The organism is Pseudomonas sp. WS 5027 (assembly GCF_012985695.1).
GTDB lineage: Bacteria > Pseudomonadota > Gammaproteobacteria > Pseudomonadales > Pseudomonadaceae > Aquipseudomonas > Aquipseudomonas hygromyciniae.
In genome coordinates, this window is the sequence record NZ_JAAQWU010000001.1 from 240919 (window position 1) to 264172 (window position 23254).

Genomic DNA, 23254 nt, shown 5'->3' on the forward strand with positions numbered 1-23254 from the left:
CAGGGGTCTTCGTATCAACGCTTGGTGTTGGAACGGATATTCCAGCCGAACTTGATCGGGCCGCCGTCCTTGGTGCCGTCGGCTTTCTGCGGCTGGTAGTCGACCATCACCTGGGCAAAGTTCAGGGTGACGTTTTCGGTCAGGCGATCATCGCTGCCCGAACCGCCGGTGCTCAGGGACGTGATCAGCACTTCTTCGAGGTTGATGATCATGTACTCGACCTGGCTTTCGCCGCCGGCCTTGCGCACGGTCAGCTTGACCTTGTCGATGTGCTTGCCGCTGGCGCAATGCATCATCAGGTTAGGCGAAGCCTTGTCCACGTACTTGGTCAGCGACAGGTCCTGGATGTTCACTTTGCCCGCGCCGCCGCCGCCGCCAACGTGCATGTTGCCGGACTGGGCCATGCCCCAGCTCCAGTTCAGCACGTCGATTTCGTCCTTGTGGGCCTTGTCCATGGACTCGCCCTTGATGTCGCCGATCTTGATGAAGATATCAACAGCCATGTTTTCTCCCTGTGTGGTCTGAGCCACGATATTTGTTTACGCCGCCGACCCTTGTAGGAGCGAGCTTGCTCGCGAAGGTCGTCAACGGTGACGCGGGCATCCTGGATGAACGCAGCGCCTTCAAGTTTTTCGCGAGCAAGCTCGCTCCTACAGGGAGCGAGCCAGTCCCGATTTTTTACGCACTTTTTGCCGAAGGCAGTTTCGATACCAGGCGCAGCGACACGGTCAGCCCTTCGAGCTGATAGTGCGGGCGCAGGTAGAACTTGGAGTTGTAGTACCCCGGGTTGCCCTCGACGTCTTCCACGATCACTTCGGCGGCAGCCAATGGGTGCTGGGCCTTGGTGGTTTCGGTGGAATGCGCCGGGTCGCCGTCGACATAGTTGAGGATCCAGTCCTGCAACCAACGCTGCATCTCGTCCTTCTCTTTGAAGGAACCGATCTTGTCGCGCACGATGCACTTCAAGTAGTGGGCGAAACGGCAGGTGGCGAACAGGTACGGCAGGCGTGCGGCCAGGTTGGCGTTGGCGGTGGCGTCCGGGTCGTCGTATTCGGCCGGTTTCTGCAACGACTGGGCGCCGATGAATGCGGCGAAGTCGGTGTTTTTCTTGTGCAGCAGCGGCATGAAACCGTTCTTCGCCAGCTCCGCTTCACGGCGGTCGCTGATGGCGATTTCGGTCGGGCACTTCATGTCCACGCCACCGTCATCGGTAGGGAAGGTGTGAGCCGGCAGGTTTTCCACTTCACCGCCGGACTCCACGCCACGGATGCGTGAGCACCAGCCGAAGTGCTTGAACGAGCGGTTGATGTTCACCGCCATCGCGTACGCGGCGTTGGCCCAGGTGTACTTGGAGCTGTCGGCGCCGTCGGTGTTTTCTTCGAAGGCGAAGGCTTCCACCGGGTCGGTCTTGGCACCATACGGCAAGCGTGCGAGGAAGCGCGGCATGGTCAGGCCGATGTAGCGCGAGTCTTCCGATTCACGCAGCGAGCGCCAGCCGGCGTATTCCGGGGTGGTGAAGATCTTGGTCAGGTCCCGTGGGTTCGACAGCTCCTGCCACGAGCCCATGCCCATCACGGTCGGCGATGCGGCGGCGATGAACGGCGAGTGCATCGCGGCGCAGACTTTCGACAGCTCACCCAGCAGTTCCACGTCAGGTGGCGACTGGTCGAAGTAGTAATCGCCCACCAGGCAACCGTAAGGTTCGCCGCCGAACTGGCCGTATTCTTCTTCGTACATCTTCTTGAAGATCGGGCTCTGGTCCCACGCGGTGCCCTTGAATTTCTTCAGGGTCTTGTGCAAGTCAGTCTTGGAGATATTGAGCACGCGAATCTTCAGTTGCTCATCGCTCTCGGTGTTGTTGACCAGGTAGTGCAGGCCGCGCCAGGCGCTTTCCAGCTGCTGGAAATCCGGGTGATGGATAACCTGGTTGACCTGGGCGGTGAGCTTGGCGTCGATGGCGGCGATGATCGACTCAATCGACTTGATCGCGTCGTTGGACACCAGGTCCGTTTGCGCCAGGGCCTGTTCGGCCAGGGTGCGCACGGCGGTCTCGACGGCTTCGCGGGCCCGTTCGGTCTTGGGCTTGAACTCTTGCAGCAGCAGGTTCGCAAACTCGCTGGCTTCTTGGGTGGTACCCAGGTTCTGGGTGCCTTCGCGGGCGGTATTGTCGGTCATGATTACTGGTCCCCAGCAGGTTTGGGCGCGCTCGCAAGGGCCTGCAGCAATGCCGGGTCCTTGATCGCTTTCATGATGATTTCTTCTGCGCCGGTCTTGCCGTCCATGTAGGTCAGCAGGTTGGCCAGTTGGGTACGGGCTTCCAGCAATTGGTTCAGCGAGTCGACCTTGCGCGCCACGGCAGCGGGGCTGAAGTCGTCCATGCTTTCGAAGGTGATATCCAGGCTCAGGTTGCCTTCGCCTGTCAGCTCGTTGGGTACGTGGAATGCCACGCGCGGCTGCATGGCCTTGAGCCGCGAGTCGAAGTTGTCGACGTCCACTTCAAGGAACTTGCGATCCGCTACCGGCGCCAGAGGTTCGGCGGGCTTGCCGGCGAGGTCGGCCATCACACCCATTACGAAGGGCAGCTGGACCTTTTTCTCGGCGCCGTAAAGCTCGACGTCGTACTCGATCTGCACTCGAGGCGCACGGTTGCGCGCGATGAATTTCTGAGAACTTTGCTTCGCCACGTTGCTGCTCCTGGTCGCTTGAGCGACGGTGTTGTTACTGCAAAGCCTGGCGACTTACTCGCCGTCCGGGCCACGCAGGTTTTCAAATTGGGACATGCCGTCGGGAATCAGATTGCGCACGATGGCCGCAAAATCGGCGTGCACCAGGTTTTTCGCCCGGTTCAACAGCACCGGCAGTGGGCTGGAAGGCTCGTGCCGGGTGTAGTACGCAAGGATCCGATCCAGGTCGCGCAGCACCTCGTCGCGGCTGGCGATCTCGCCAGTATTGCGCGGGGCTGCAGGGGCGCCAGCGTGTTCGACCGAGGCGTGGCTGTCGTCACTGACCACCTCGGGTTCACGGCTGTCGCCGCTCTGCGCAGCGAACTGGTTGAAAATCTGCAGGGCCTGCTTGAGCAGGTGCTTGAGTGCACCGAGGTCCACGCCCTGGGCGGAACCGACTTGCTCGCTGACGTATTTTTCGATGTTTTCACAGGCCGCGCGGGCCTCGACTAGGGCTGTATGGGTGGCTTGCAACGCCTGCGGGTCGCTATCGAGGAAGGCGCCGGCCAGTTGCTCGGTGCCGAGGTGTTCGCCGGGAAAGCTTTGCAGGCCGCTGGCGTTCAGGGCCCCACGCAGGCTCACGGGGCCGAACGCTCGCGAGCGCGTAAGCACGCTTTCGCGCAGCAAGCGGATGTTCGTGTCGCAGGTCAATCCGGCAAGGGCGTTGATGCGTACGGTGGGATCGTTGTCGTCATCGGCATCCAGGCGCGGGTGCAGGTCGGCCCAGTATTGCTGGAGCAGTTCGCTGATCAGGGTCAGGACGCTGGCCAGCCCGCCGACGCCTTGCAGGGCGAGGGAGCTTTGCAGCAAAAAATGGGTGATGCGCAGGTCTTTGCTGCGCTGCAGAAGATCCAGGCTTTGTTGCTGGATGCTGCGCCAGTCTGGGGGCTCGGCGGGCAAAATAGCGTCGCCCATGCTGCGCTCGGGTTGACCCTGGGCAGCACGCTCCAAGTGCAGGAAGTCCGCGTCATATTCCAAGTCTTCGCCACACGGCGAAGTCGCGGAAACGGCGGTGAGCAGCAACGGCACATCCACTAAATTCGATCTCCATATCGGCCCTTTAGTCTCGGGCAGTGCATGCGTTAGTTGCGTGGTTTAGTTGCGCAATTTATCGGCATGTTTTCTTGGTCAGGCCAGCACATTGATTTCAATGTGCCACTACTTATCTTCAAGAAGTTGTGCATTTTTGGTGTAGTAGTTATGCGTTGTCAAGGTAAGCTATTCGCTCTGTGTGACAGATGTGCGGTGTTTAACAACCTGTGCGACCCGTGGGTCAAAGTAGGCACCGTCTGAGGATTTTTGTCACATATGTCGGTTAAAATCAGCGATCATGCTGGTAAAAGCAGGTTTCTAAGGCTGTTTAAAGGATTTGCCGAGACGCGCTTGGGAAGGTACTTCCCTTGGGCCGCCCGCGCGTGAGGTTCAGCAAGGAGGCAAGATGTCACTGTGTTTGACTATCACTAGTTATCACAAGATCACCCCAGGTCAATGTCCGGAAAAGTCCATGGATAATGGAGTGATGGCAATTGGCCGCTCTAGTGAAAATGACTGGATATTGCCTGATCCAGAGCGTTTGGTCTCCGCGCAACATTGCGTTATTCAATACAAAGATGGCCGTTACTATCTAACCGATAACAGTACCAATGGTGTGGAATTGGTTAACGCCGGTATTCGTTTGCGCCGGGGAAACAGTGAGCCATTACAAGATGGGGAGTTGATCCGGATCGGCGATTACGAGATCCAGGCACGGATTGATTCCGGGGTGAACGTGACAGGCGCCCAGCCTTTCGCCACCGACGGCTCCAACAGTTTCGAAGCCCTCATGGGGCGCCAGGGGGCGGGCGTGGCCACGCCGCTGCCAACCACTCCGGTGATCGCACCGCAGTTCCAGGGCGCGTCGTCGATGGACACGCTGCCGGACCTGTTCGATTTCCTCACGCCCACGGCCGTGCCACCGCCCAGCCAGCCTGACCATGTGCCGGCTGAGCAGCATGATTTCCGCCCGCCCGTCGCCGTTATCGTGCCTGTGCCCGAGAAAACGGCGACCCCGGGCTCGGTGATTCCGGAAGACTGGGACCTGCTTGGCGAAACACCCGCGCCGCCGCTCAGCACGCCACCGCCCATCGCGCCGCCTGAGCCACCTGCGGTCGAGCCCCCGCTCCCGACAACCGACGCCCACCAACCCGACTTGCTGCAAGCCTTCCTGCGCGGTGCCGGTCTTGACCAACTGCGCCTGGACAAGGCCCAGGCCGAGGCGCAGATGGAAAGTATCGGCCGCAGCTACCGGCTGATGGTCGAAGGCCTGATCGACGTATTACGTGCGCGCAGCAGCCTCAAGGGCGAGTTCCGCATGCAGCAGACGACGATCCAGCCGGTGGAAAACAATCCGTTGAAATTCGCCCCGAATGCCGACGAAGCGTTACTGCTGCTGCTTCGCCACGGCAACCAAGCGTTTATGGCGCCGGACCTGGCCGTGCGCGACAGTTTCGACGACCTGCGGGCCCACCAACTGGCGGTGATGGCCGGTGTCGAAGCGGCCATCAAACATCTGCTGACACGCTTCGAACCCGCTCAACTGGAAGAGCGCATGGGCAAGCCTGGCGGGCTGTCGAGCCTGTTCAACGGTTCGCGCCAGGCCCAGTACTGGCAACAGTTCACCGAGCTCTACAACAGTATTTCCCGTGAGGCCCAGGAGGATTTCCAGGACCTGTTCGGCCGTGAATTCAGCCGGGCCTATGAAGCACACAGCGCACGCCAGCGGCGCTGAAACTGGAACAACGGACAGCCACATACGTCATTGAGGACGCAGGATGATTTCCAGGTTTTTACTCGCAGCCGCCAGCCTGTTGCTGCTGACGGCCTGTGCCAAGGATGCTGCGCCGCCGGCGCCAGAGGCACAAATCGACACTGCCAGTGTCGAGCTGCACTTCCATGCCATCAGCGGTCTCAACCCCGGTACAGCGGGCCAGCCAGCGCCGGTGCGGGTACGGATTTTCGAGTTGAAAAACGCCGCGACCTTCAGCCGTGCCGACTACTTCGCCCTGGCGGATCGCGCCCAGTCGACCCTCGGCCTGGACCTGCTGGACCAGGATGAAGTGGTGATCCAACCCGGCCAGCAATTGAGCATCCAGCGCGACCTCGATCCGGCCACCCGGCAGATCGGCCTGCTGGTGGGTTATCGCGAACTGGACCGTGCGCAATGGCGCACGGTCCTCAGCGTGCCGCCCCGCCAAGCCAGTGAATACCAGATCAGCCTTGATGTGCGCGCCGTACGTGCGCACCTCAGCGTTACCCCATCCAGCCCTGCCCAATAAGAAGCAATCGGAGCCCCCATGTCCTGGAACAATCGCGTGGTCTGGTCGGAAGGCATGTTCATCGGAACGCAGCACTTCCAGCAGCATGACCGTTACCTGGAAAACCTGATCGATGCCCGCAGCCGTCCGCTGTCGGCCGGTGCCTGGGGGTTTTCCGAACTGCTGATCGACCAGGGTCTGTTGGCCCAGGGCAAGCTGGCCATTGTCTCGGCCCGTGGCCTGTTGCCCGATGGCACGCCGTTCAATATTCCCCAGGACGACCTGGCGCCGAGCCCGTTGAATATCGACGACAACCTGCGTGACGGCCTGGTGTACCTGGCCTTGCCCCTCAAGCGCGCCGGCGCCCGCGACACGGTAGACGAAGGCGAGCCCCTGGGCGCTGCGCGTTACCTGAGCCAGGTGCGCGAGGTGCGGGATGACAACGCACCCTTTGAAAACCGCGCACCGGTGGCCGTCGGTTCCCGTGCCTTGCGCTTGCTCACCGCCGCCGATGGCATCAGCGACTACGCCGCCATCGGCCTGGTACGCATCAAGGAAAAGCGCGCCGACCGCGCACTGGTGCTGGATGACAGCTACATCCCTCCGGTGCTCGATGTGGCGGCGAGTAAACCGCTGACGGCGTTTCGCAGCGAACTGCTGGGCCTGCTGCACCAGCGCGGCGAAGCCCTGGCTGGACGCGTGGTGGCTTCGGGCTCCGGTGGTGCTTCAGAGATTGCCGACTTTATGCTGCTGCAACTGGTCAACCGCGCCCAGCCGCTGATCCAGCACCTGAGCCAGTTGAGCCCGCTGCATCCAGAGCGTTTCTTCAGTGAGTTGGTAAGCCTGGCCGGCGAGTTCTCGACCTTCTCCACCTCGGGGCGGCGCCCTGAGGAGTACCCGCGCTACCAGCATGACGACCTGGCCCTCAGCTTCGCCCCGGTGATGCAGGCCCTGCGCGAGGCGCTGTCGATGCTGATCGACAGCAAGGCCACGCCGATCCCGATTGTCGAGAAAGCCTACGGCGTGCACGTGGCAATGCTGGCGGATAAAACCCTGATCGACAGCGCCAGCTTCATCCTCGTGGTACGTGCCGATGTGCCGGGCGAAACCCTGCGTGCGCGCTTCGGCCAGCAGAGCAAGGTCGGCTCGGTGGAGCACATCCGCGACCTGGTCAACCTGCAACTGCCGGGCATCGGCCTGCTGCCGTTGCCGGTGGCGCCACGCCAGATCCCGTATCACGCAGGCTCCACCTACTACGAACTGGACCGCGGCAGCGAACACTGGCAGCAGTTGATCCACTCCGGTGGCTTTGCCTTCCATATCGCCGGGCAGTTTCCGGGCTTGAGCCTGGCCTTCTGGGCGATCCGAGGATAATCCGCGATGCATCCCAATGATGACGACCGCACCCAGTTCATGCCGCGCCCGGGTGGCCGTGCGCCGGAGCCTGCACGCGCAGAACCGGCGCCTTTGTCGATGCCGGCGGCGCCGATCCTCACCGGCAAAAGCCAGGGCCTCAACCCCCTGGAAAGCGCCGCCGGCCCGTTGCTGGCGCTGCTGACGCGCCTGCGCAACACCATCGCCCATCCCGCGCCATCAAGCCTGCGTGCGCAGTTGCTGGCCTACCTGCGCCAGTTCGAAGAGCGTGCCGAGGCGGCCGGTGTGGCCCGTAACGAGGTGCTGCTGGCGCGCTACGCGCTGTGCACCGCCCTCGATGAAGCGGTGCTGAGCACGCCGTGGGGCAGCGCCAGTGATTGGGGCAAGCAGAGCCTGTTGATCACCGTGCACAACGAAGCCTGGGGCGGCGAAAAGGTCTTCCAGTTGTTGGATCACTGCCTGCAAAGCCCACGCGAGCGCCTGTATTTGCTGGAGCTGTTGTACCTGTGCGTGTGCCTGGGTTTTGAAGGCCGCTACCGGGTGATGAACGACGGGCGCAGCCAGTTGGAAGCGCTGCGCGAACGCACGGCGGCGGCGATTCGCAGCGCCCGTGGCGAACATGAGCGCGAGTTGTCGCCCCATTGGCGCGGCGTGACCGTGGCCCGTGATCGCCTGGCGCAATTCATGCCGCCGTGGATCGCCGTGGCTATCGGCCTGGCCTTGTTGCTGGCCCTGTTGTTTGGCCTGCGCCTGAAGCTGGCGTCGGATGCCGAACCGGTGTTCAAGAACATCCATGCCCTGGGGGAAATCCCGGTGCAGGCCATCGACCGCCCGGTGGCGCAGCCGAAAATCATCGAGCGCCCGCGCCTGGCGGGCTTTCTGGTGGAAGACATCAAGGCGGGCCGGGTCGCAGTGGAAGATGCCGTCGACCGCTCCGTGGTGACGATCCGTGGCGATGAGCTGTTCGCCTCGGCCAGCTCCAGCATTGTCGATGACTACCAGCCCCTGATGCTGCGCATCGCCGATGCCATCCGCAAGGTCAAGGGCCAGGTGCGCGTGACCGGGCACAGCGATAACCGACCGATTGCCACCCTGCGTTTCCCGTCCAACTGGGCCTTGTCCGAAGCGCGGGCCAAGTCGGTACTGGAGATTCTCGCGGCCAAGACCGGCCAGGGCGAGCGTTTCAGCGCCGAAGGGCGCAGCGATACCGAGCCGGTGGCGACCAACGCCACAGCCGAAGGCCGTGCCCGCAATCGTCGGGTTGAAATCACCGTATTGGCGGAGGGCGTCGAGTGAAGGCGTTTTTCAGTTTTATGATTCGCTGGGTGATCCCTGTGCTGGGCCTGATTGCCCTGGGACTGATCATCTGGTTTGTCGGGCCGTTGCTCGACGTGCTGGTCCCCGAAGGCCGGCGCTGGGCACTGATCATCCTGGTGTTCGCGGTGTGGATCGCCTACCGCGTGTTTCGCCTCATCCAGGCCCGCCGTCAGGCCGCCGAAGTGATGCGCAGCCTGGCCGCCGAAACCCCGGCCGACCCCAATAGCGTTGCCACCGCTGAAGAACTGGCCACCCTGCGCCAGCGCATGGACGAAGCCCTGGCACTGCTGAAAAAAGCCAAGCTGGGCGGTGACGAGCGGCGCAACCTCTACGAGTTGCCGTGGTACGTGATCATCGGCCCTCCGGGCTCGGGCAAGACCACCGCGCTGGTCAACTCCGGCCTGCATTTCCCCCTGGCCGCCCAGTTGGGTGCCGGCGCGGTGCGTGGCGTGGGCGGTACGCGCAACTGCGATTGGTGGTTTACCGATCAAGCCGTGCTGCTCGACACCGCCGGGCGCTACACCACCCAGGACAGCAACTCCACAGTGGATAAAGCCGCTTGGCTGGGCTTCCTCGACCTGCTGAAAAAGCAGCGCGCCCGCCGCCCGATTGATGGCGCCTTTATCGCCATCAGCCTCTCGGACCTGCTGCTGGGCAGCGACGCCGAGCGCGCCGCCCACGCTGCCGCAATCCGCCTGCGCATCCAGGAGTTGTACACCCAGTTGGGCGTGCGTTTTCCGATCTATTTGATGCTGACCAAGCTCGACCTGGTGCCGGGCTTCATGGAGTTTTTCGACAACCTGAGCAAGGAAGACCGCGCCCAGGTGTGGGGCATGACCTTTGCCCTGGACGACGGCAAGCACAGCGACAGCCCGTTGGCCCATTTGCAAAGCGAATTCGCCGGCCTGGAACAGCGCCTCAACGAGCGCTTGGTGGAGCGCCTGCAACAGGAACGCGACCCGGCGCGGCGCGACCTGATCTACGGCTTCCCGCAGCAATTCGGTGCGTTGAAGGATTGCCTGCAAGGCTTCCTCGAAGGCGTATTCAAGCCCAATGCGTTTGAAGAGCGCGTGCTGCTGCGCGGCGTCTATTTCACCAGCGGTACCCAGGAAGGCAGCCCGATCGATCGACTGATCGGCGCCATGGCCCAGAGCATGAACCTCGACCGCCAGCACCTGGCGCGTCAGAGCGGCACCGGGCGCAGTTACTTCATCGAAAAGCTGTTCAGCGCCGTAGCCTTTGCCGAGCGTGGCCTGGTGGGGGTCAACCCGAAGGTCGAGCGGCGTCGCAAATGGCTGGCCCGTGGCGTCCTGGCCGCCACCGTGGCAGTGGTGTTGGTGGTCAGTACGCTGTGGTGGGTGAGTTATCGCGCGAACCAGGCGTACATCGCCCAGGTCGACCACAAGGTCGCGCCACTGGGCCAGGCCGTGCAGAGCCTGAGCCCGGCACAGCGCGAGGTGCTGGCCGTGTTGCCGCTGCTCAACGCGGTGAAGAACCTGGCGGGCGATTCGCCAAGCTGGTCCGAAGGCCTGGGCCTGTATCAGGGCGACATGCTCGAAGCCGAGTCGGCCAGTGTCTATCGCAAGCTGCTGATCGCGGTGTTCGCGCCACGCCTGGTGACGCGCATCGAAGAGCAACTGCACAGCGGCGGCAATTCCGACTTCCTCTACGAAGGCTTGAAGGCCTACCTGATGCTGGCTGACAGCGAGCATTACGACCCGGACTTCATCAAGGCCTGGATCGCCCTGGACTGGGATCGCAACCTGCCACGCGACCTGCCCGCCGACCAACGCCAGGCACTCAGCGGTCACCTGCAGGCGCTGTTCGACCGCCATCCGCCGAATGCGCGGCTTGACCCACGGTTGATCGACGATTTGCGCCGGCAACTGCAACAACTGCCGGTGGCCCAGCGCGTGTACGACCGCGTCAAGCGCCAGAAGCTGCCCGAAGGCGTGACGGATTTTCGCATCAACGAAGCTGCTGGCCGCGATGCCGCGCTGGTGTTCAGCCGCAAAAGTGGCAAGCCGCTGGGCGAACCATTGAGTGGGTTGTTTACCGCCAAGGGCTATCGCCAAGGCTTTTTGCTGACCAGCCTGAACCAGGCCGGCACCCTGGCTGAAGAGCAGTGGGTGCTGGGCCAGGCGCCGGCGGATCAACAGAACGTGGCAAGCCTTGCCGCCGATGTGCGGCGCCTGTATTTCCAGGACTATCAGCGCCAGTGGGACGCCTTGCTCGCCGATATCGACTTTGTGCCCATCACCAGTGTGGCCCAGGCGGCCGACGTATTGCGGGTGATCTCCGGTCCGACCTCGCCGCTGAAAAAGCTGCTGGTGGCGGTGGCCAAGGAAACCGATCTGCAGGCTGAAGAGCGCCAACTGGCGGCCAAGGGCGTGCCGGTGGAGGGCGGTGTCGACAAGCTCAAGGAGCGCCTCGGCAGCCTGCTCGGCGAGGCACAACCGACGGCCAGCGCACCGGCCCTCAGTGAAGATCCGGTGACTGCGCACTTTGCCGAACTCAACAGCATCGTTGCCAAGAGCGAAGGCGAGCCGGCGGCCATCGACGGCCTGCTGGCGGATATGAATGCGCTGTATGTGCAGGTCAGCGCCATGGTCGGCGCCAGTGGCGATGCGTTGCTCGGCGAAGCCAAGAACCAGGCCGCTGCCGCCGCCACCCGGGTCAGCCTGAATGCCGAACGCCAGCCGCCATTGGTGCAGGGCATGGTCAAGTCGGTGGTCAATTCCACCACCAACGGCATGATGGGCGGGGTACGCAATCAACTGAATGCGGCCTGGGTCAGCGAAGTGGTCAATGTGTATCGCCAGTCCCTGGCCGGGCGTTATCCGATGTCCCCGGGCAGTGCCCGCGATGCCACTCTGGACGACTTCGGCCAGTTCTTCGGGGTGGGCGGGGTGATGGACAACTACTTCCGCAAATACCTGCAACCGTACGTCGACACCTCCGCGCAGACCTGGCGCTGGCAGCCGGGGGCGGCGCAGAAGCTCGGGATCGCGCCGGGTGTGCTGCAAACCTTCCAGCGTGCGGCGACCATTCGCGATGCGTTTTTCCGCGCCGGGGGCACGCAGCCTATCGTGCGTTTCGAGCTCAAGCCGGTGGCGATGGACGCGACCATCACCCAGTTCCTGCTCGACCTCGACGGCCAGCAACTGAGCTACGACCACGGCCCGAGCCGCCCAGTGGCAATGCAATGGCCGAATCCAGGCAGCAGTGGCGGGGTGCGGATCTCGATCATGCCGCCAGCCGCCAGCGGACGTTCGGGCGTGACCCTGGATGGTCCGTGGGCGTGGTTCCGCCTGCTGGAGCAATCGGAGCTTTCCGCCGGCAATTCGCCCGACCGCTTCAACCTGCGTCTGCGGGTCGACGGCGCCAGCATCGCCTATGAACTGCGCGCCAACAGCGCCTTCAACCCGTTCAAGAGCCGTGTGTTGAGCGGGTTTAGCCTGCCGGAGCGGTTATGACCACCTTGGGTTTCTACGGCAAGTTGGCCAGTCGCGGGGACTTTGTCAGCCGCGCCTTGCCCCAGAGTTTTATCGGCCCCTGGGACAGCTGGCTGGCCGCCGGCCTGCTGGCCAGTCAACACAGCTTGGGCGGCGATTGGCTCAACGTGTACCTGGTCAGCCCGCTGTGGCGTTTTGTGCTGGCGCCGGGTGTATGCGGGCCGGATGCGGCGGTGGGTGTGGTGATGCCGAGCATTGATCGGGTCGGGCGGTATTTCCCGCTGGCGGTGGTCGCGTTGTTGGATCACGACGCCAATCCAGCGTCCCTGGTGGGCGGCCCGGACGCCTGGTTCGAGCAGGCCGAGGAGTTGTTGCTCAGCACCCTGGATCCCGGCGCCACGTTCGAAGGGTTCAGCGATGGCGTTGAGCGCCTGGGCTTGCCGGCCACTGAGCCGCGCGCCCTGGACAGCCGCTTCGCCGGCCTGCAGCGGGTCGCCGCCACCGTGCCCCATGGGCGCATGACCGCCCTCGCCGAACAGGCCTGCGAAGGCGCCAGCCTGTGGTGGGGCCGTGGTTCACAACGTATTTCCCCCGGTTTGCTGCGGTGTCAGGGTTTGCCTGCCACCGGCGATTTTGCGCAATTTCTGCTCGGACAAGAAGGTGTGGTGTAGATGGGGTCGACGTACAAATCCGCGAGCAAAAGCCATGTGGGCATGGTGCGCCAGGTCAATGAAGACGCGTGCCTGGACCTGCCGGAGAACCGCCTGTGGGTGGTGGCCGATGGCATGGGTGGGCATGCGGCGGGGGATTACGTCAGCAGCTTGATCGTCGACAGCCTGCGCAGCCTTCCCGTGGGGCGCTCCCTGGACGAATACACGGCGGCGCTGCGCACCGAGCTGACCCGGGTCAACGCGGCCGTGCGTGAAGAAACCGCCAACCGTGGCGTGACCATGATGGGCAGCACCGTGGTGGTGCTGGCTGCACGCGGCCTGCGCGGCGTATGCCTGTGGGCCGGTGACAGCCGCTTGTATCGCCTGCGCGATGGCGAGTTGGAGCGCATTACCCGCGACCACAGCTATGTCCAGGACCTGCAGGACAGTGGCCTGCTCAGCGAGGCCGATGCGCGGGTGCATCCCCGGGCCAATATCGTCACCCGTGCCATTGGTGTGGAGGCGCAATTGGAGCTGTCGGTGGTCGACCTGTTGATCGCCCCCGGTGACAGTTACCTGCTGTGCAGCGATGGCCTGAACAAGACCGTCGAAGACCACGAGATCCGCGACGTGTTGAGCCATGCCCAGCCCGACGAAATCGCCCGCAGTCTGGTGCACCTGGGGCTCAACCGTGGTGCACCCGACAACATCACCACCCTTGTCGTGAAGGTGTCGCCATGACCCTGATCATCCCCGGCTATGACATCGACGGCGAAATCGGCGAAGGCGCCATGGCCAGCGTGTACCTGGCGACCCAGCGCTCGCTGGAGCGCAAGGTGGCGTTGAAGGTCATGGCTGCTGCGCTGGCTGCCGACCCGAGCTTCTGCGAGCGTTTCCTGCGCGAGGGCAAGACCCTGGCGCGGCTGTCGCACCCGCATACGGTGACCATCCACGACATCGGCAATGTCGGCGAGCTGTATTACATGGCCATGGAGTACTTGCCCAACGGCACGCTCAAGGAGCGCATTGCCGCCGGCCTGACGCCGGAGCAGGGGCTGGTGTATATCCGTCAGATCGCCTCGGCACTGGGTTACGCCCATGCCCAGGGCCTGGTACACCGCGACGTCAAGCCGGCGAACATCCTGTTTCGCGCCGATGGCACGGCGGTGCTGTCGGACTTTGGTATCGCCAAGTCCCTGGATGACCGCACGCAGTTCACCCAGGCCGGATTTGCCGTGGGCACCCCCAGCTACATGAGCCCGGAGCAGGCGCGCGGCCAGGAAATCGACGGCCGCGCCGACCTGTACGCCCTCGGCGTGGTGCTCTATGAAATCCTCGTCGGCCAGTTGCCTTATCGTGGCACCGACGCACTCTCCACGGCCCTGGCGCACCTGACCGAACCCCTGCCGGAATTGCCGCTGCACCATGGTCGTTATCAAGAGGTGCTGAAAAAGCTCCTGGCCAAGGACCCGGCGCAGCGTTTCCCGGATGCCGCCGCGCTGCTGCTGGCGCTGGATCAACTGCCACTGGAGGCACCGAAAGAAGCGCTGGAGGCGACCTTGATTCGCCCCGCCAACGACCTGGCCGGGTTGACCCCGGTGTCCATCGAAGTGCCCAGCGCCATTGCGCAGCCGCAAGCGGTGCGCCAGCCGGTGGTGACTCCGACGTCGCCGCGTGCGGTTTCCGAGCAGCGGCGTGGCCCGGTGCTGGCATTGGCCGCCGTGGCAGTGGCGGTTGCTCTGGCCATCGGTGGCGCCAGTTACTGGTGGCTGAGTGACGACGCCCCTGCGCCGCCGCCTGCTGCTGTTGTACCTGCTACGCCGGTTGCCGTTAAACCGGTGGCAGCCGATCTCGACGGCGGCCAGCGTCCCTTGCTGATGGCCGGCAAGAAAACCCTGTTTCAGCGGGTCCTGAGCAAGCCCGGCGCCAAGCTCTCCAGCGCGGCGGGCGGCGCACCGGGCAAGGCGTTGCCGGCGTTTTCCGTGCTCTATGTGTACCAGCGCAAGGATATCGACGGCAGCCCGTGGCTGCGTGTCGGCGCCGCCACCGATGGGCGCAGCGACGGCTGGTTACCGGCCGCGCAAGTCAGCGACTGGAAGCAGAGCCTGGTCCTCAAGTTCACCGAGCGTTCGGGGCGTGCGCCGGTGATGTTCCTGCGCCAGGCCGGCGAGGTGGAAAAACTCCTGGCGGATCCTGCTGCTGCAAAAAACCTGCTGCTCAAGGCGCAGAAAAACCCCGACGACAATCAGCAGGTCCTGGCCCTGGAACCCGCCGCCAGCGCCGTGCCGCAGAACCAGTTCTACCTGTTGCCGATCTTCGACGCCAAAGAGAGCTTCGACGAGAATGGCCAACCGGTGCAGTTGCTCAATGTGGCGTCCATCGACCCCGGCAGTGCCGCTGCCAAACCGGCGACCCCGGTGATCAGCGCGAATGCCGATGCGTTCCGCACCGCCGTGGTGCTGGTGGTGGACACCACCGTGTCGATGCAGCCGTATATCGACCAAGTACGCGACGTCGTCCACGAGTTGCAAACCCGCATTGCCGAGCGTGGCGAGTTGGACAGCGTCAGTTTCGGCATGGTCGGCTTTCGCAGCAGCGTGAAGAAAACCCCGGGCCTGGAATACGTGGCCAAGACCTTGATCACCCTTGATCAGGGTCGCGACCCCCAGCGTTTTCTCGATATGGCGCGGCAGGTCAAGGCCTCCACCGTGTCCAGCCATTCGTTCAATGAAGATGCGTTTGCCGGGGTGATGCAGGCGGTGGAAGGCATGGACTGGTCCGGTTATGGCGGTCGCCTGATCCTGTTGGTGACCGATGCCGGCGCCTTGCGCAAGAACGACCCGTTCGCCGCTACCCAAATGAACGAAGCCGAAGTGCGCCAGGCCGCGCTGGGCAAGCAGATCAAGATCTATGCCCTGCACTTGCGCACCGACGCCGGCAAGAAAACCCATGGCGGCGCCGAGTCCCAGTACCGCACCCTGACCGCCGACGCCAACCCGCGGATTGGCGACCTGTACACGGCAGTGCCGGGCGGCGATGTGCGTAAGCTGGGCGAGCGGGTCGATGAGATCGGCACGGTGTTCGCCAACCTGGTGCACCAGGTGCGCAGCAACACCCCGCAGCCGGTGCCGTTGCTCAGCAACGCGCCAAGCCTGGCGGACAAATCCGCCGCCGTCGGCTATGCCATGCACATGGATTTCCTCGGCCACAAAGGCGCGAGCCAGGCGCCGCAGTTGGTCAGCGCCTGGACCGCCGACCGCGACCTGACCAACCCCGCGCTGCCGGCGTTCCAGGTCTGCGTGATGCTCACCAAGTTGCAGCTCAACGACTTGCAGCAGTCGCTCAAATTGATCGTCGATGCGGCGCGCAAGACCCAGACTTCACCCAAGGATTTCTTCCAGGAAATCGCCAGCGCTTCGGCCTATATGAGCCGTGACCCGCAAGCCTTGCGCAAGGGCGGCAACCTCGCCGATGGCGGCATCCTCGGCGAATACCTGGAAGGCCTGCCGTACCGCAGCAAGTCCCTGAACATGACTCAGGACCTGTGGCTGTCGTTGAGCGTGGCCGAACAGGAAGACTTTATCGACGAGCTGGATTCGAAAATCCGCCTCTATGAGACCTTCCATAACGATGTGGCCAACTGGGTCCGTTTCGGTGATGCCGAGCCGGGCGATGCGTTGTACCGCGTGCCGCTGTCGACGCTGCCTTGATGCTGAACCTGAACGCGGTGCACAAGAGCCGGGGCCTCGGTAGCCAGCGCTATAGCCTGGTGATCCCGGCGCTGCACCTGAGTGCAGGTGAGCAATTGGCAATTGTCGGGCCGAGCGGTTGTGGCAAAAGTACCTTGCTGGACCTGCTGGCATTGGTGTTGGCGCCGGACCAGGTGGGCCGGTTCGAATTCAATCAACTGGATATCGGCGGTCTGTGGCGGGGCAATCAGCAATCCACATTGGCCGGGTTGCGTAGCCGGCACCTCGGTTATGTGCTGCAGACCGGCGGCCTGCTGGATTTTCTCGATGTGCGCGGCAATATCGCCCTGTCCCGGCAACTGTTGGGGCTTAAGGACGATGGCAGCGTGGCGCGCCTGGCCGAGCAGTTGCAAATCAGCGACCAGTTGACCAAGAAACCTGCGGCGTTATCGGTGGGCCAACGTCAGCGCGTGAGTTGCGCCCGTGCCCTGGCCCATGTACCGCAATTTCTGTTGGCGGATGAGCCGACCGCATCCCTTGACCCCCTGAATGCCGAGCGCGTCATGCAGGCGCTGCTGGCCCAGGCCCGCGAACATCGCGCCGCCTGTGTGATTGCCACCCACGACGAACCCCTGGCCCGCGCCAGTGGCTTACAGGTGCGGCGCATCAGTTGCCAGCGCGACAGCGACGGCGGAGTCACCGCGACCCTCGGGGAGGCGTGCTGATGAGCATTCCTTTGGTGGCGTCCCTCGCTTGGCAGGATTACCGCAACGATGGCTGGTTGTCGGCCTGTTCGGTACTGGCGCTGGTGGCAGTGATCGCGCCGTTGCTGGTGTTGTTCGGCCTCAAATTCGGACTGGTCAGCAGTCTGACCGAGCGCTTGGAGAATGACCCCGCGACCCGGGAAATCATTCCATTGGGCGGTGGTCGATTCAGCCGCGACTTTGTCGAGCAGCTTGGTCAGCGCCGCGATGTGGCGTTTGCCATCCCGCGCACGCGGCAGATCGCGGCCACGGCTCAGGTGGGTGCGTTGACCCTGGAAATGTTGCCAACCGCGCCGGGTGACCCGTTGCTGAGCGGTCTGCCCGTGCCCGTAGGCCTGGACCAGATCGTGCTGAGCCACACCGCCGCCGAGAAGCTCGCGGCGCGGCCAGGGGATTGGCTGCAAACCCGCTTTGCGCGGCAAGTGGCCGGGCGTGTCGAGGTCCAGGGCACGCGCCTGCAGGTGCTGGCGGTATTGCCCCTGGAGGCATTCGCCCGGGATGGATTGTTTGCCGGCTTGAGCCTGCTGGAAGCGGCGGAAGATTACCGCGATGGCCTTGCGGTATCGGCGCTGGGTTGGCCCGGCGACGCGGCAGGCGAGGGCGCGCAGCGGGTGTATCCGGCGTTTCGTTTGTATGCGCGCAGCCTCAGTGATGTAGAGCCGCTGCGGGTGCATTTCGCCGCGCAGAACCTGTTGGTCTCGACCCAGGCGCTGAGCATCGCCCAGGTGCAGTCGTTGAGCCGTAACTTGTCGATCGTGTTTTGGATCATCGCCGGCTTGGCCCTGGCGGGAGCGTTTGCGGCGATTTTCGCCGGGGCGTTGGCCGCCGTGGCGCGCAAGCGTCGGGAGTTGTCGGTGTTGCGCCTGCTGGGGTTTTCCACGGGCGCGCTGTTGCTGTTCGTGACGCTGCAGGCGCTCTACGGCGCGGGGTTTGCCGCGCTGCTCAGTGCCGGCCTGTATGGCTTGGCCGAGGCCGGTTTGAATCGATTATTCGTGCAGGTGCCGGGCGAATACGCCAGCCACCTGCTGGTGCGGCATTACGCCCTGGCGCTGGTCGCGGTGCTCGGCGTCAGCGCCGTGGCGGCCGCGTGTGGTGGGTGGCGTGTGGCGCGTATTCAGGCTTGCGAGGGAATCAGAGATGTATAAGTTGTTGGGCGCCGCCGTGGCGCTGAGCCTGGCTTCTGCGGCTTGGGCCGATGAGGCCGGCGACAAGCTGGACAACCCCAAGCCTTTGGCCGATGACGTCAGCCTGCCGCTGCCATGTGCGGGAAATATGGTGTTTCGCTACGCCTATGTCCTGGCCCAGGGCACCCTGGACGACCGTGAAGTCAGCCTCGGCTACCCGTTCAGCGAAGGCGAGGCCGGTTACAAGCAGTCGTTTATCTCCGGCTATCGCCGCGACTTCATCAACGGCCAATTCACGCTCAAGGATTTGCCCAAGGGCTGGAACAAGGTCATCGCGCCGCTGATGCCCAAGACCGACGCCAAGACCCCGCTCAAGCCGATGCTCTACTTTATCGGTAAGTACGAAGTGACCGCGCGCCAGTACGCCCAGGTCATGGCCCAGGCCCAGTCGTTGGCCAGCGGCGAGCCAGCCCCGGCGTGCGAGGTGCCTGAAGGCATGGCCGGGCGCCTGCCCAAGGTCAAGCTGTCGCGGTTTGAAGCCGAGCGCTTTGCGGCGGTGTACAGCGCCTGGCTGATGAAACATCACCGTGAGTTGTTGCCGGTCAGTGGTCGCGGATCTTCGGCAGAGGATGGCGGCCTGGGCTTTGTGCGGCTACCCACCGAAGTGGAATGGGAATTCGCCGCACGCGGCGGCCAGGCGGTGAGCCGTCAGGACCTCGAAGGCCGGCTGTTCCCTCGGCGTATCGAGGGCAGCGACAGCGATGGCCCGCTGGGCGATTGGGCGGTGTTCAATCAGGTCGCCGGCGGCACCGGCCAGGCCGCACGGCTGATGCCTATCGGCACCAAGTTGCCGAACCCAATCGGCATGTTCGATGTGATCGGCAACGCCGCCGAGATGGTCCAGGAATCGTTCCAACTGGTCCATGCCGGCCGCCGCCAGGGCACCTATGGCGGCTTTATCGTCAAGGGCGGCAACTACCTGGAAGGCGAGGGCACGTTGTTCACCGGCATGCGCCGCGAGTACCCGTTGTTTGGCGCCGATGGCACCGAGCAAAGCAACGAGACCACCGGTTTTCGCGTAGCGATTGGTGCGCTGTCGGCACCGCGTTCGCGCTACAACGAATTGTTTGCGCAGTGGCAGAAAGAAGGGCGCCTGGCGGCGTTGACCGATGCCATCGACGACGCCCAGGACCCGACCAAGCGCCTGGACAGCATCATCGCCGCCAGCGTCGACCCACGGCTGCAGGCCGAGTTGGGGCTGGTCAACGAAGAGCTCAAGCGCAATGTGTCGCTGATTGCCCAGCAGCGTGAGGAGGCGGCCGGCAACCTGATCCAGTCTGCCGCCCTGGTGGCCGAGACCATCAATAACTACAACATCCGCCTGATCAATCTGCAGAAGAGTCGCCAGCAGTCCCTGGACGCCAAGGACGAGGCCAGCGCGCAGCTGTTCGCCACCGCCATCGCCAATGGCCGCAGTGCGCTGGACGGTGCGGTGGCGATCTATATCGACAACTTGGCCACTGGCACGCGCTACACCGATGCGGTGATCCAGGCGCAGTTTCAAAGGGTCAAGCAAGAGTTGGAGCGCAAGCCGGTATTGGGCAAGAGCCTGATGACGCGCGCGACGTTGTTCGTTCGCCATGTCGGTAACTATCGCAAACAACAGCGAGCCGACCCGGCAACGATTTTGAAGGAATTGCTCGCAGCGAGCGGTCAGCGGTCTTGATCGCTCGCACGCTGGCGAGCTTGGAAGGGACTCAGGCGGCATGGGCCGTGCTGGGCAAGTCAAACTTAAAAGAGAACACACCTATGCTTTTTTCCCGTAAGGCGGTTTCCAAGCGTCACTTGCTGCTCATCGCGGCTGGTTTCAGCACCGTGTTGACTGGTTGCGCCACGTCGCCGGCCTCCAAGGTCGCGTCGAGCACCAAGGTCGAGTACTACCCCAGTTGCTATGAGCCCGTGCAGCACCTGCGCGCCACAGATTCGGACATGACCAAGTCGGTCGTCACCGGAGCCGCCCTCGGCGCGGCGGGTGGTGCGTTGCTGGGCGCCTTGACCGGCGATTCGGACAAGCGTGGTCGCAACGCCGCCATTGGCGCGGCGGGCGGTGCCCTGGCAGGCGGTGCGGCGGGTTACTACACCGAGCGCCAGAAGCAGATCAGCGATGACAACCAGCGCATCGCGTCCTACGCCACCGACTTCAACAAAAGCGCCTCCGACATCGACCGCAGCACTGCGTATGCCAAGGCGTCCCAGCAGTGCTACCAGAGCGCATTCACCAAGCTGGTGGCCGATCGCAAGGCCAAGACCGTCAACGACACCGAAGGCCGCAAGCGCCTGGCGGAAATTGTCGCCGGCCTCAAGGAGTCCAATGACCTGATCGTCGCGGTCAACGGCAAGGCCAGCGAAGACCTGAACAACTACACCCAGGCCTACGAGAAAGACCTGCAACAGGTGGGCGTGCAGCGTAATGATGTGGTGACCGTGGCCACCGCAGATACCGCTCCGGCCGTGGTGCCGGCGAAGAAAGGCAAGTCCACCGGCAAAGTCGTGACCAAGCGTCCGCCACTGCCCAAGGTGCCGACGGAAGCGGTGAGCACCGAGAGAAGCATCCAGACCGCCAAGGTCAAGCAGACTGAAAGCAAGCAAGTGGCCAGCGCCGGTAAAGCACAGATCGAAGGCACCTGCCGCGATCCAAACCTGGCCGACTGGGCGCCGGTACCTTGCCCTAACGTTTAAGCCAAGTTGTTGCTATAAGCGGTAAACGCCAGCCGATCTCCTGCTAACGCGGGAGATCGGTAGCGTTCCGCGCACAAATCGTTAAACTGCTGCGGCCACCCAATAATTACACTGAGGCCGTGTGCATGAAATTTCGTTTTCTCCTGTGGGTGCTGGGCCTGATGATGGCCAAAGCCAGCCGCAACAACCCCGCGTTCCAACAGCAGTTGGGTGACAAGAACCTGGCGTTCCAGTTGCAGACCCTCGACGGCAAGGTTGCCCGTCACTTCATCGTCAAAGACCAGCGCATCACCAGCCGCTCGGGTGTCCACCCGGAGCCTGCGTTCGCCATTGCCTTTAAAGACGCCGCCTACGGCTTCGCCACGATGCAGGCGAAGAACAAGCAACTGGCGTTCATGACGGGGATTCAGGACAAGTCGATCCAGATCAAGGGCAACCCGGCGCTGGTGATGTGGTTCCAGGGGTTGACCAAGTATTTGAAGCCGAAGAAAAAGAAGTAGGGCTTGAGTCAGACCGAGGTGAGCTCTTCGCGAGCAAGCCCGCTCCCACATTTGACCGGGTTCTACCTTTGGAATGCAGTCGAATGTGGGAGCGGGCTTGCTCGCGATAGCGATACAACAGACGCCAGATTTACCCCTGGCTGAACTGCGACGCCAACTCCCGCAGCAACACCTCAGCATCCAGCACCTTGCTCACCACATCCTCTGCCTTGCTGCGGTCCAGGCCCAGGCGCTCCAGCAGCTCGTCCGGAATCTCGGCTTCAGGCCCGGAGCCAATCCCGCGCCCGCGCAGCAAGCGCACGGCCAGGCACACCAGGTTCGGGTATTCGGCGTACTGGCCGTCGTAGCTTGGGTCGTGCTGAAAGCGCAGGGCCGTGGACAGCTCTTGCGGCATATCCCAGTAACGCATCAGCCAGGCGCCGATCTGCTCGCGGCTGATCCCCAGCAAGTGCTGCTCGACATAGCTGTGGCACAGGTGCGGGTTGACCTCCAGGTGCCGGCAGATCAGCGAGAAGTGCGGCGGGAAGACGTGGGCCAGCAACAGATAGCCAAAGTTGTGCAGCAGGCCCGCCAGGTAGGTCAGGCCGGCTTCCGGGCGCTGGGCGCGGGGCATGGCGCGGGTCAGGCCTTCGATCACTGCCGCGGTGTAGATCGACTGATGCCAGTAAGGCGTGGCCTGTTGCGGATGGTCCTTGGGCAGGCTCAGGGTCTTGCCCAGCGCCAGGCCCAGGGCCAGGTTGATCACCAGGTCGAAGCCCAGCACGCGCACAATGGCGTCCTCTACCGAGCGGATTTTGCCCGGCGAGGCGTAGTACGGCGATGCCGCCCAACTCACCACTTGCGCGGCCAGGGCCGGGTCGGTTTCCACGACGCCGGTGATGTCGTCGATGGTCGCGTTGGGGTCGACCCGCAGCTTGATGATCTTCTGCGCAGTGTCGGCCAGCGGCGGGATCTCGATGGTGGCCTCCAGGCGTTGCTGGATGCGCCGGGCGGTAAACGCCTGCATCGCTTGGGAGATCTCGTCGCGGTCGTCGTTGGGGCGGTCGAAGTTGGGCCGGATGCTGCTCAAGGGCTCGCCGAATTTGGCCGCACTGGCTTTGTTCAGCATGCACTTGAAGTCTTCGCTGGAGATCTCCAGCAGCACCGTGGCTTCGCCCGAGTGCACCAGTAAAGTCGGCTCGCGCAGCAGGCTTTCTTCGTACAGGCACGGTGAACTGGTCAGCGGTGGCAGGCCAGGCAGCAGGCTCAGGCTGTGTTTGCCGAGCATACGCTCCAGGCGTTCCGGAGCCACGGCGGTGAGGTTGCGGCCGGTCAATTCGGTCAGGCGATTGAGATCCAGCAGCTGGCTCTGGGGGAACAGCACCATCAGGGCGCCCACGGCGTCATCGAGCAGTACCGCTTGAACCTTGCGCGCTGGGTTCAGGCCTGGGTGTTCGGCGACTTCCTTGTAACTGACGGCGAGTTTTGCGAGCAGGTCCCGAATGACCGTGGGTGCGGTCGGCGGGGCTGTGGCGTGGGCAACTTCTGACATGGCCGGATCCAATTTCCTACATTTGCTTGGAGTATAACCAGCTTGGTCCGGCGCAGGGGTGTCTAACTGTGGTTTGTGATGGTGTTGGCGGTCCC

At 63.5% G+C, this 23254-nt stretch carries 18 protein-coding genes; 13 read left to right on the forward strand and 5 right to left on the reverse strand.

Annotated features, from left to right (window positions below):
- Positions 1-14: 14 nt before the first annotated feature.
- The 4 genes from HBO09_RS01125 to tssA all read right to left on the reverse strand — a co-directional run bounded on the left by HBO09_RS01125 (position 15) and on the right by tssA (position 3758).
- Complete coding sequence (locus HBO09_RS01125) at positions 15-503, reverse strand: type VI secretion system tube protein Hcp (RefSeq protein ID WP_169991028.1); 489 nt, start codon at positions 501-503, stop codon at positions 15-17.
- Positions 504-678: 175 nt separating this feature from the next.
- A complete protein-coding gene (gene tssC / locus HBO09_RS01130; RefSeq protein WP_169991031.1) occupies positions 679-2175 on the reverse strand; it encodes a type VI secretion system contractile sheath large subunit in 1497 nt (498 codons plus the stop codon).
- A gap of 2 nt (positions 2176-2177) precedes the next feature.
- Complete coding sequence (gene tssB / locus HBO09_RS01135) at positions 2178-2684, reverse strand: type VI secretion system contractile sheath small subunit (RefSeq protein WP_010207547.1); 507 nt, start codon at positions 2682-2684, stop codon at positions 2178-2180.
- Between the two features lie 54 nt (positions 2685-2738).
- The gene (gene tssA / locus HBO09_RS01140) at positions 2739-3758 is read right to left on the reverse strand and encodes a type VI secretion system protein TssA (RefSeq protein WP_169991033.1); all 1020 of its coding nucleotides are present in this window, start codon (positions 3756-3758) and stop codon (positions 2739-2741) included.
- Positions 3759-4161: 403 nt separating this feature from the next.
- On the opposite strand from tssA, the gene tagH reads away from it, so the two are divergent.
- The 13 genes from tagH (at position 4162) to HBO09_RS01205 (ending at position 21628) form a co-directional block, all read left to right on the forward strand.
- Positions 4162-5490 (forward strand): type VI secretion system-associated FHA domain protein TagH, encoded by a 1329-nt coding sequence (gene tagH / locus HBO09_RS01145; RefSeq protein WP_169991035.1) that lies wholly within the window; start codon positions 4162-4164, stop codon positions 5488-5490.
- A gap of 43 nt (positions 5491-5533) precedes the next feature.
- Positions 5534-6037: a type VI secretion system lipoprotein TssJ gene (gene tssJ, locus HBO09_RS01150; protein WP_169991037.1), complete on the forward strand. Its 504-nt coding sequence runs from the start codon at positions 5534-5536 to the stop codon at positions 6035-6037.
- Between the two features lie 18 nt (positions 6038-6055).
- Positions 6056-7390, forward strand: coding sequence for a type VI secretion system baseplate subunit TssK (gene tssK / locus HBO09_RS01155; protein WP_169991039.1), 1335 nt, complete (start codon positions 6056-6058; stop codon positions 7388-7390).
- A gap of 6 nt (positions 7391-7396) precedes the next feature.
- A complete protein-coding gene (locus tag HBO09_RS01160) occupies positions 7397-8686 on the forward strand; it encodes a DotU family type VI secretion system protein (RefSeq protein ID WP_169991041.1) in 1290 nt (429 codons plus the stop codon).
- Positions 8683-12183: a type VI secretion system membrane subunit TssM gene (gene tssM / locus HBO09_RS01165; protein ID WP_186352625.1), complete on the forward strand. Its 3501-nt coding sequence runs from the start codon at positions 8683-8685 to the stop codon at positions 12181-12183. The genes HBO09_RS01160 and tssM overlap by 4 nt, the downstream gene beginning before the upstream one ends.
- Entirely contained in the window at positions 12180-12833 is a 654-nt protein-coding gene (gene tagF, locus HBO09_RS01170; RefSeq protein ID WP_169991043.1) for a type VI secretion system-associated protein TagF, read from the forward strand. Before tssM ends, tagF begins: the two co-directional genes overlap by 4 nt.
- Positions 12834-13553 (forward strand): protein phosphatase 2C domain-containing protein, encoded by a 720-nt coding sequence (locus HBO09_RS01175; RefSeq protein ID WP_169991045.1) that lies wholly within the window; start codon positions 12834-12836, stop codon positions 13551-13553.
- Positions 13550-16522, forward strand: coding sequence for a serine/threonine-protein kinase (locus HBO09_RS01180; RefSeq protein ID WP_169991047.1), 2973 nt, complete (start codon positions 13550-13552; stop codon positions 16520-16522). The genes HBO09_RS01175 and HBO09_RS01180 overlap by 4 nt, the downstream gene beginning before the upstream one ends.
- On the forward strand, positions 16522-17226 hold the full coding sequence (locus HBO09_RS01185; protein WP_169991049.1) for an ABC transporter ATP-binding protein: 705 nt from the start codon (positions 16522-16524) through the stop codon (positions 17224-17226). Before HBO09_RS01180 ends, HBO09_RS01185 begins: the two co-directional genes overlap by 1 nt.
- Positions 17226-18410, forward strand: coding sequence for an ABC transporter permease (locus tag HBO09_RS01190; protein ID WP_169991051.1), 1185 nt, complete (start codon positions 17226-17228; stop codon positions 18408-18410). The genes HBO09_RS01185 and HBO09_RS01190 overlap by 1 nt, the downstream gene beginning before the upstream one ends.
- Positions 18403-20115: an SUMF1/EgtB/PvdO family nonheme iron enzyme gene (locus tag HBO09_RS01195; protein ID WP_169991053.1), complete on the forward strand. Its 1713-nt coding sequence runs from the start codon at positions 18403-18405 to the stop codon at positions 20113-20115. The genes HBO09_RS01190 and HBO09_RS01195 overlap by 8 nt, the downstream gene beginning before the upstream one ends.
- Before the next feature lie 83 nt (positions 20116-20198).
- Positions 20199-21128, forward strand: a complete 930-nt coding sequence (gene tagQ / locus HBO09_RS01200) for a type VI secretion system-associated lipoprotein TagQ (RefSeq protein WP_169991055.1) — start codon at positions 20199-20201, stop codon at positions 21126-21128.
- Positions 21129-21253: 125 nt separating this feature from the next.
- Positions 21254-21628: a helicase gene (locus HBO09_RS01205; RefSeq protein ID WP_169991058.1), complete on the forward strand. Its 375-nt coding sequence runs from the start codon at positions 21254-21256 to the stop codon at positions 21626-21628.
- A 130-nt stretch (positions 21629-21758) separates the two neighbouring features.
- On the opposite strand, the gene HBO09_RS01210 is transcribed toward HBO09_RS01205, so the two are convergent.
- The gene (locus HBO09_RS01210) at positions 21759-23159 is read right to left on the reverse strand and encodes an aminoacyl-tRNA deacylase and HDOD domain-containing protein (protein WP_169991060.1); all 1401 of its coding nucleotides are present in this window, start codon (positions 23157-23159) and stop codon (positions 21759-21761) included.
- Positions 23160-23254: the final 95 nt, after the last annotated feature.

Coding starts and splice junctions, on each gene's coding strand:
- HBO09_RS01125 (WP_169991028.1), bottom strand. CDS start 503: ATGGCTGTTGATATCTTCATCAAGATCGGCGACATCAAGGGCGAGTCC.
- tssC (WP_169991031.1), bottom strand. CDS start 2,175: ATGACCGACAATACCGCCCGCGAAGGCACCCAGAACCTGGGTACCACC.
- tagH (WP_169991035.1), top strand. CDS start 4,162: ATGTCACTGTGTTTGACTATCACTAGTTATCACAAGATCACCCCAGGT.
- tssJ (WP_169991037.1), top strand. CDS start 5,534: ATGATTTCCAGGTTTTTACTCGCAGCCGCCAGCCTGTTGCTGCTGACG.
- tssK (WP_169991039.1), top strand. CDS start 6,056: ATGTCCTGGAACAATCGCGTGGTCTGGTCGGAAGGCATGTTCATCGGA.
- HBO09_RS01160 (WP_169991041.1), top strand. CDS start 7,397: ATGCATCCCAATGATGACGACCGCACCCAGTTCATGCCGCGCCCGGGT.
- tagF (WP_169991043.1), top strand. CDS start 12,180: ATGACCACCTTGGGTTTCTACGGCAAGTTGGCCAGTCGCGGGGACTTT.
- HBO09_RS01175 (WP_169991045.1), top strand. CDS start 12,834: ATGGGGTCGACGTACAAATCCGCGAGCAAAAGCCATGTGGGCATGGTG.
- HBO09_RS01180 (WP_169991047.1), top strand. CDS start 13,550: ATGACCCTGATCATCCCCGGCTATGACATCGACGGCGAAATCGGCGAA.
- HBO09_RS01185 (WP_169991049.1), top strand. CDS start 16,522: ATGCTGAACCTGAACGCGGTGCACAAGAGCCGGGGCCTCGGTAGCCAG.
- HBO09_RS01190 (WP_169991051.1), top strand. CDS start 17,226: ATGAGCATTCCTTTGGTGGCGTCCCTCGCTTGGCAGGATTACCGCAAC.
- HBO09_RS01195 (WP_169991053.1), top strand. CDS start 18,403: ATGTATAAGTTGTTGGGCGCCGCCGTGGCGCTGAGCCTGGCTTCTGCG.
- tagQ (WP_169991055.1), top strand. CDS start 20,199: ATGCTTTTTTCCCGTAAGGCGGTTTCCAAGCGTCACTTGCTGCTCATC.
- HBO09_RS01205 (WP_169991058.1), top strand. CDS start 21,254: ATGAAATTTCGTTTTCTCCTGTGGGTGCTGGGCCTGATGATGGCCAAA.
- HBO09_RS01210 (WP_169991060.1), bottom strand. CDS start 23,159: ATGTCAGAAGTTGCCCACGCCACAGCCCCGCCGACCGCACCCACGGTC.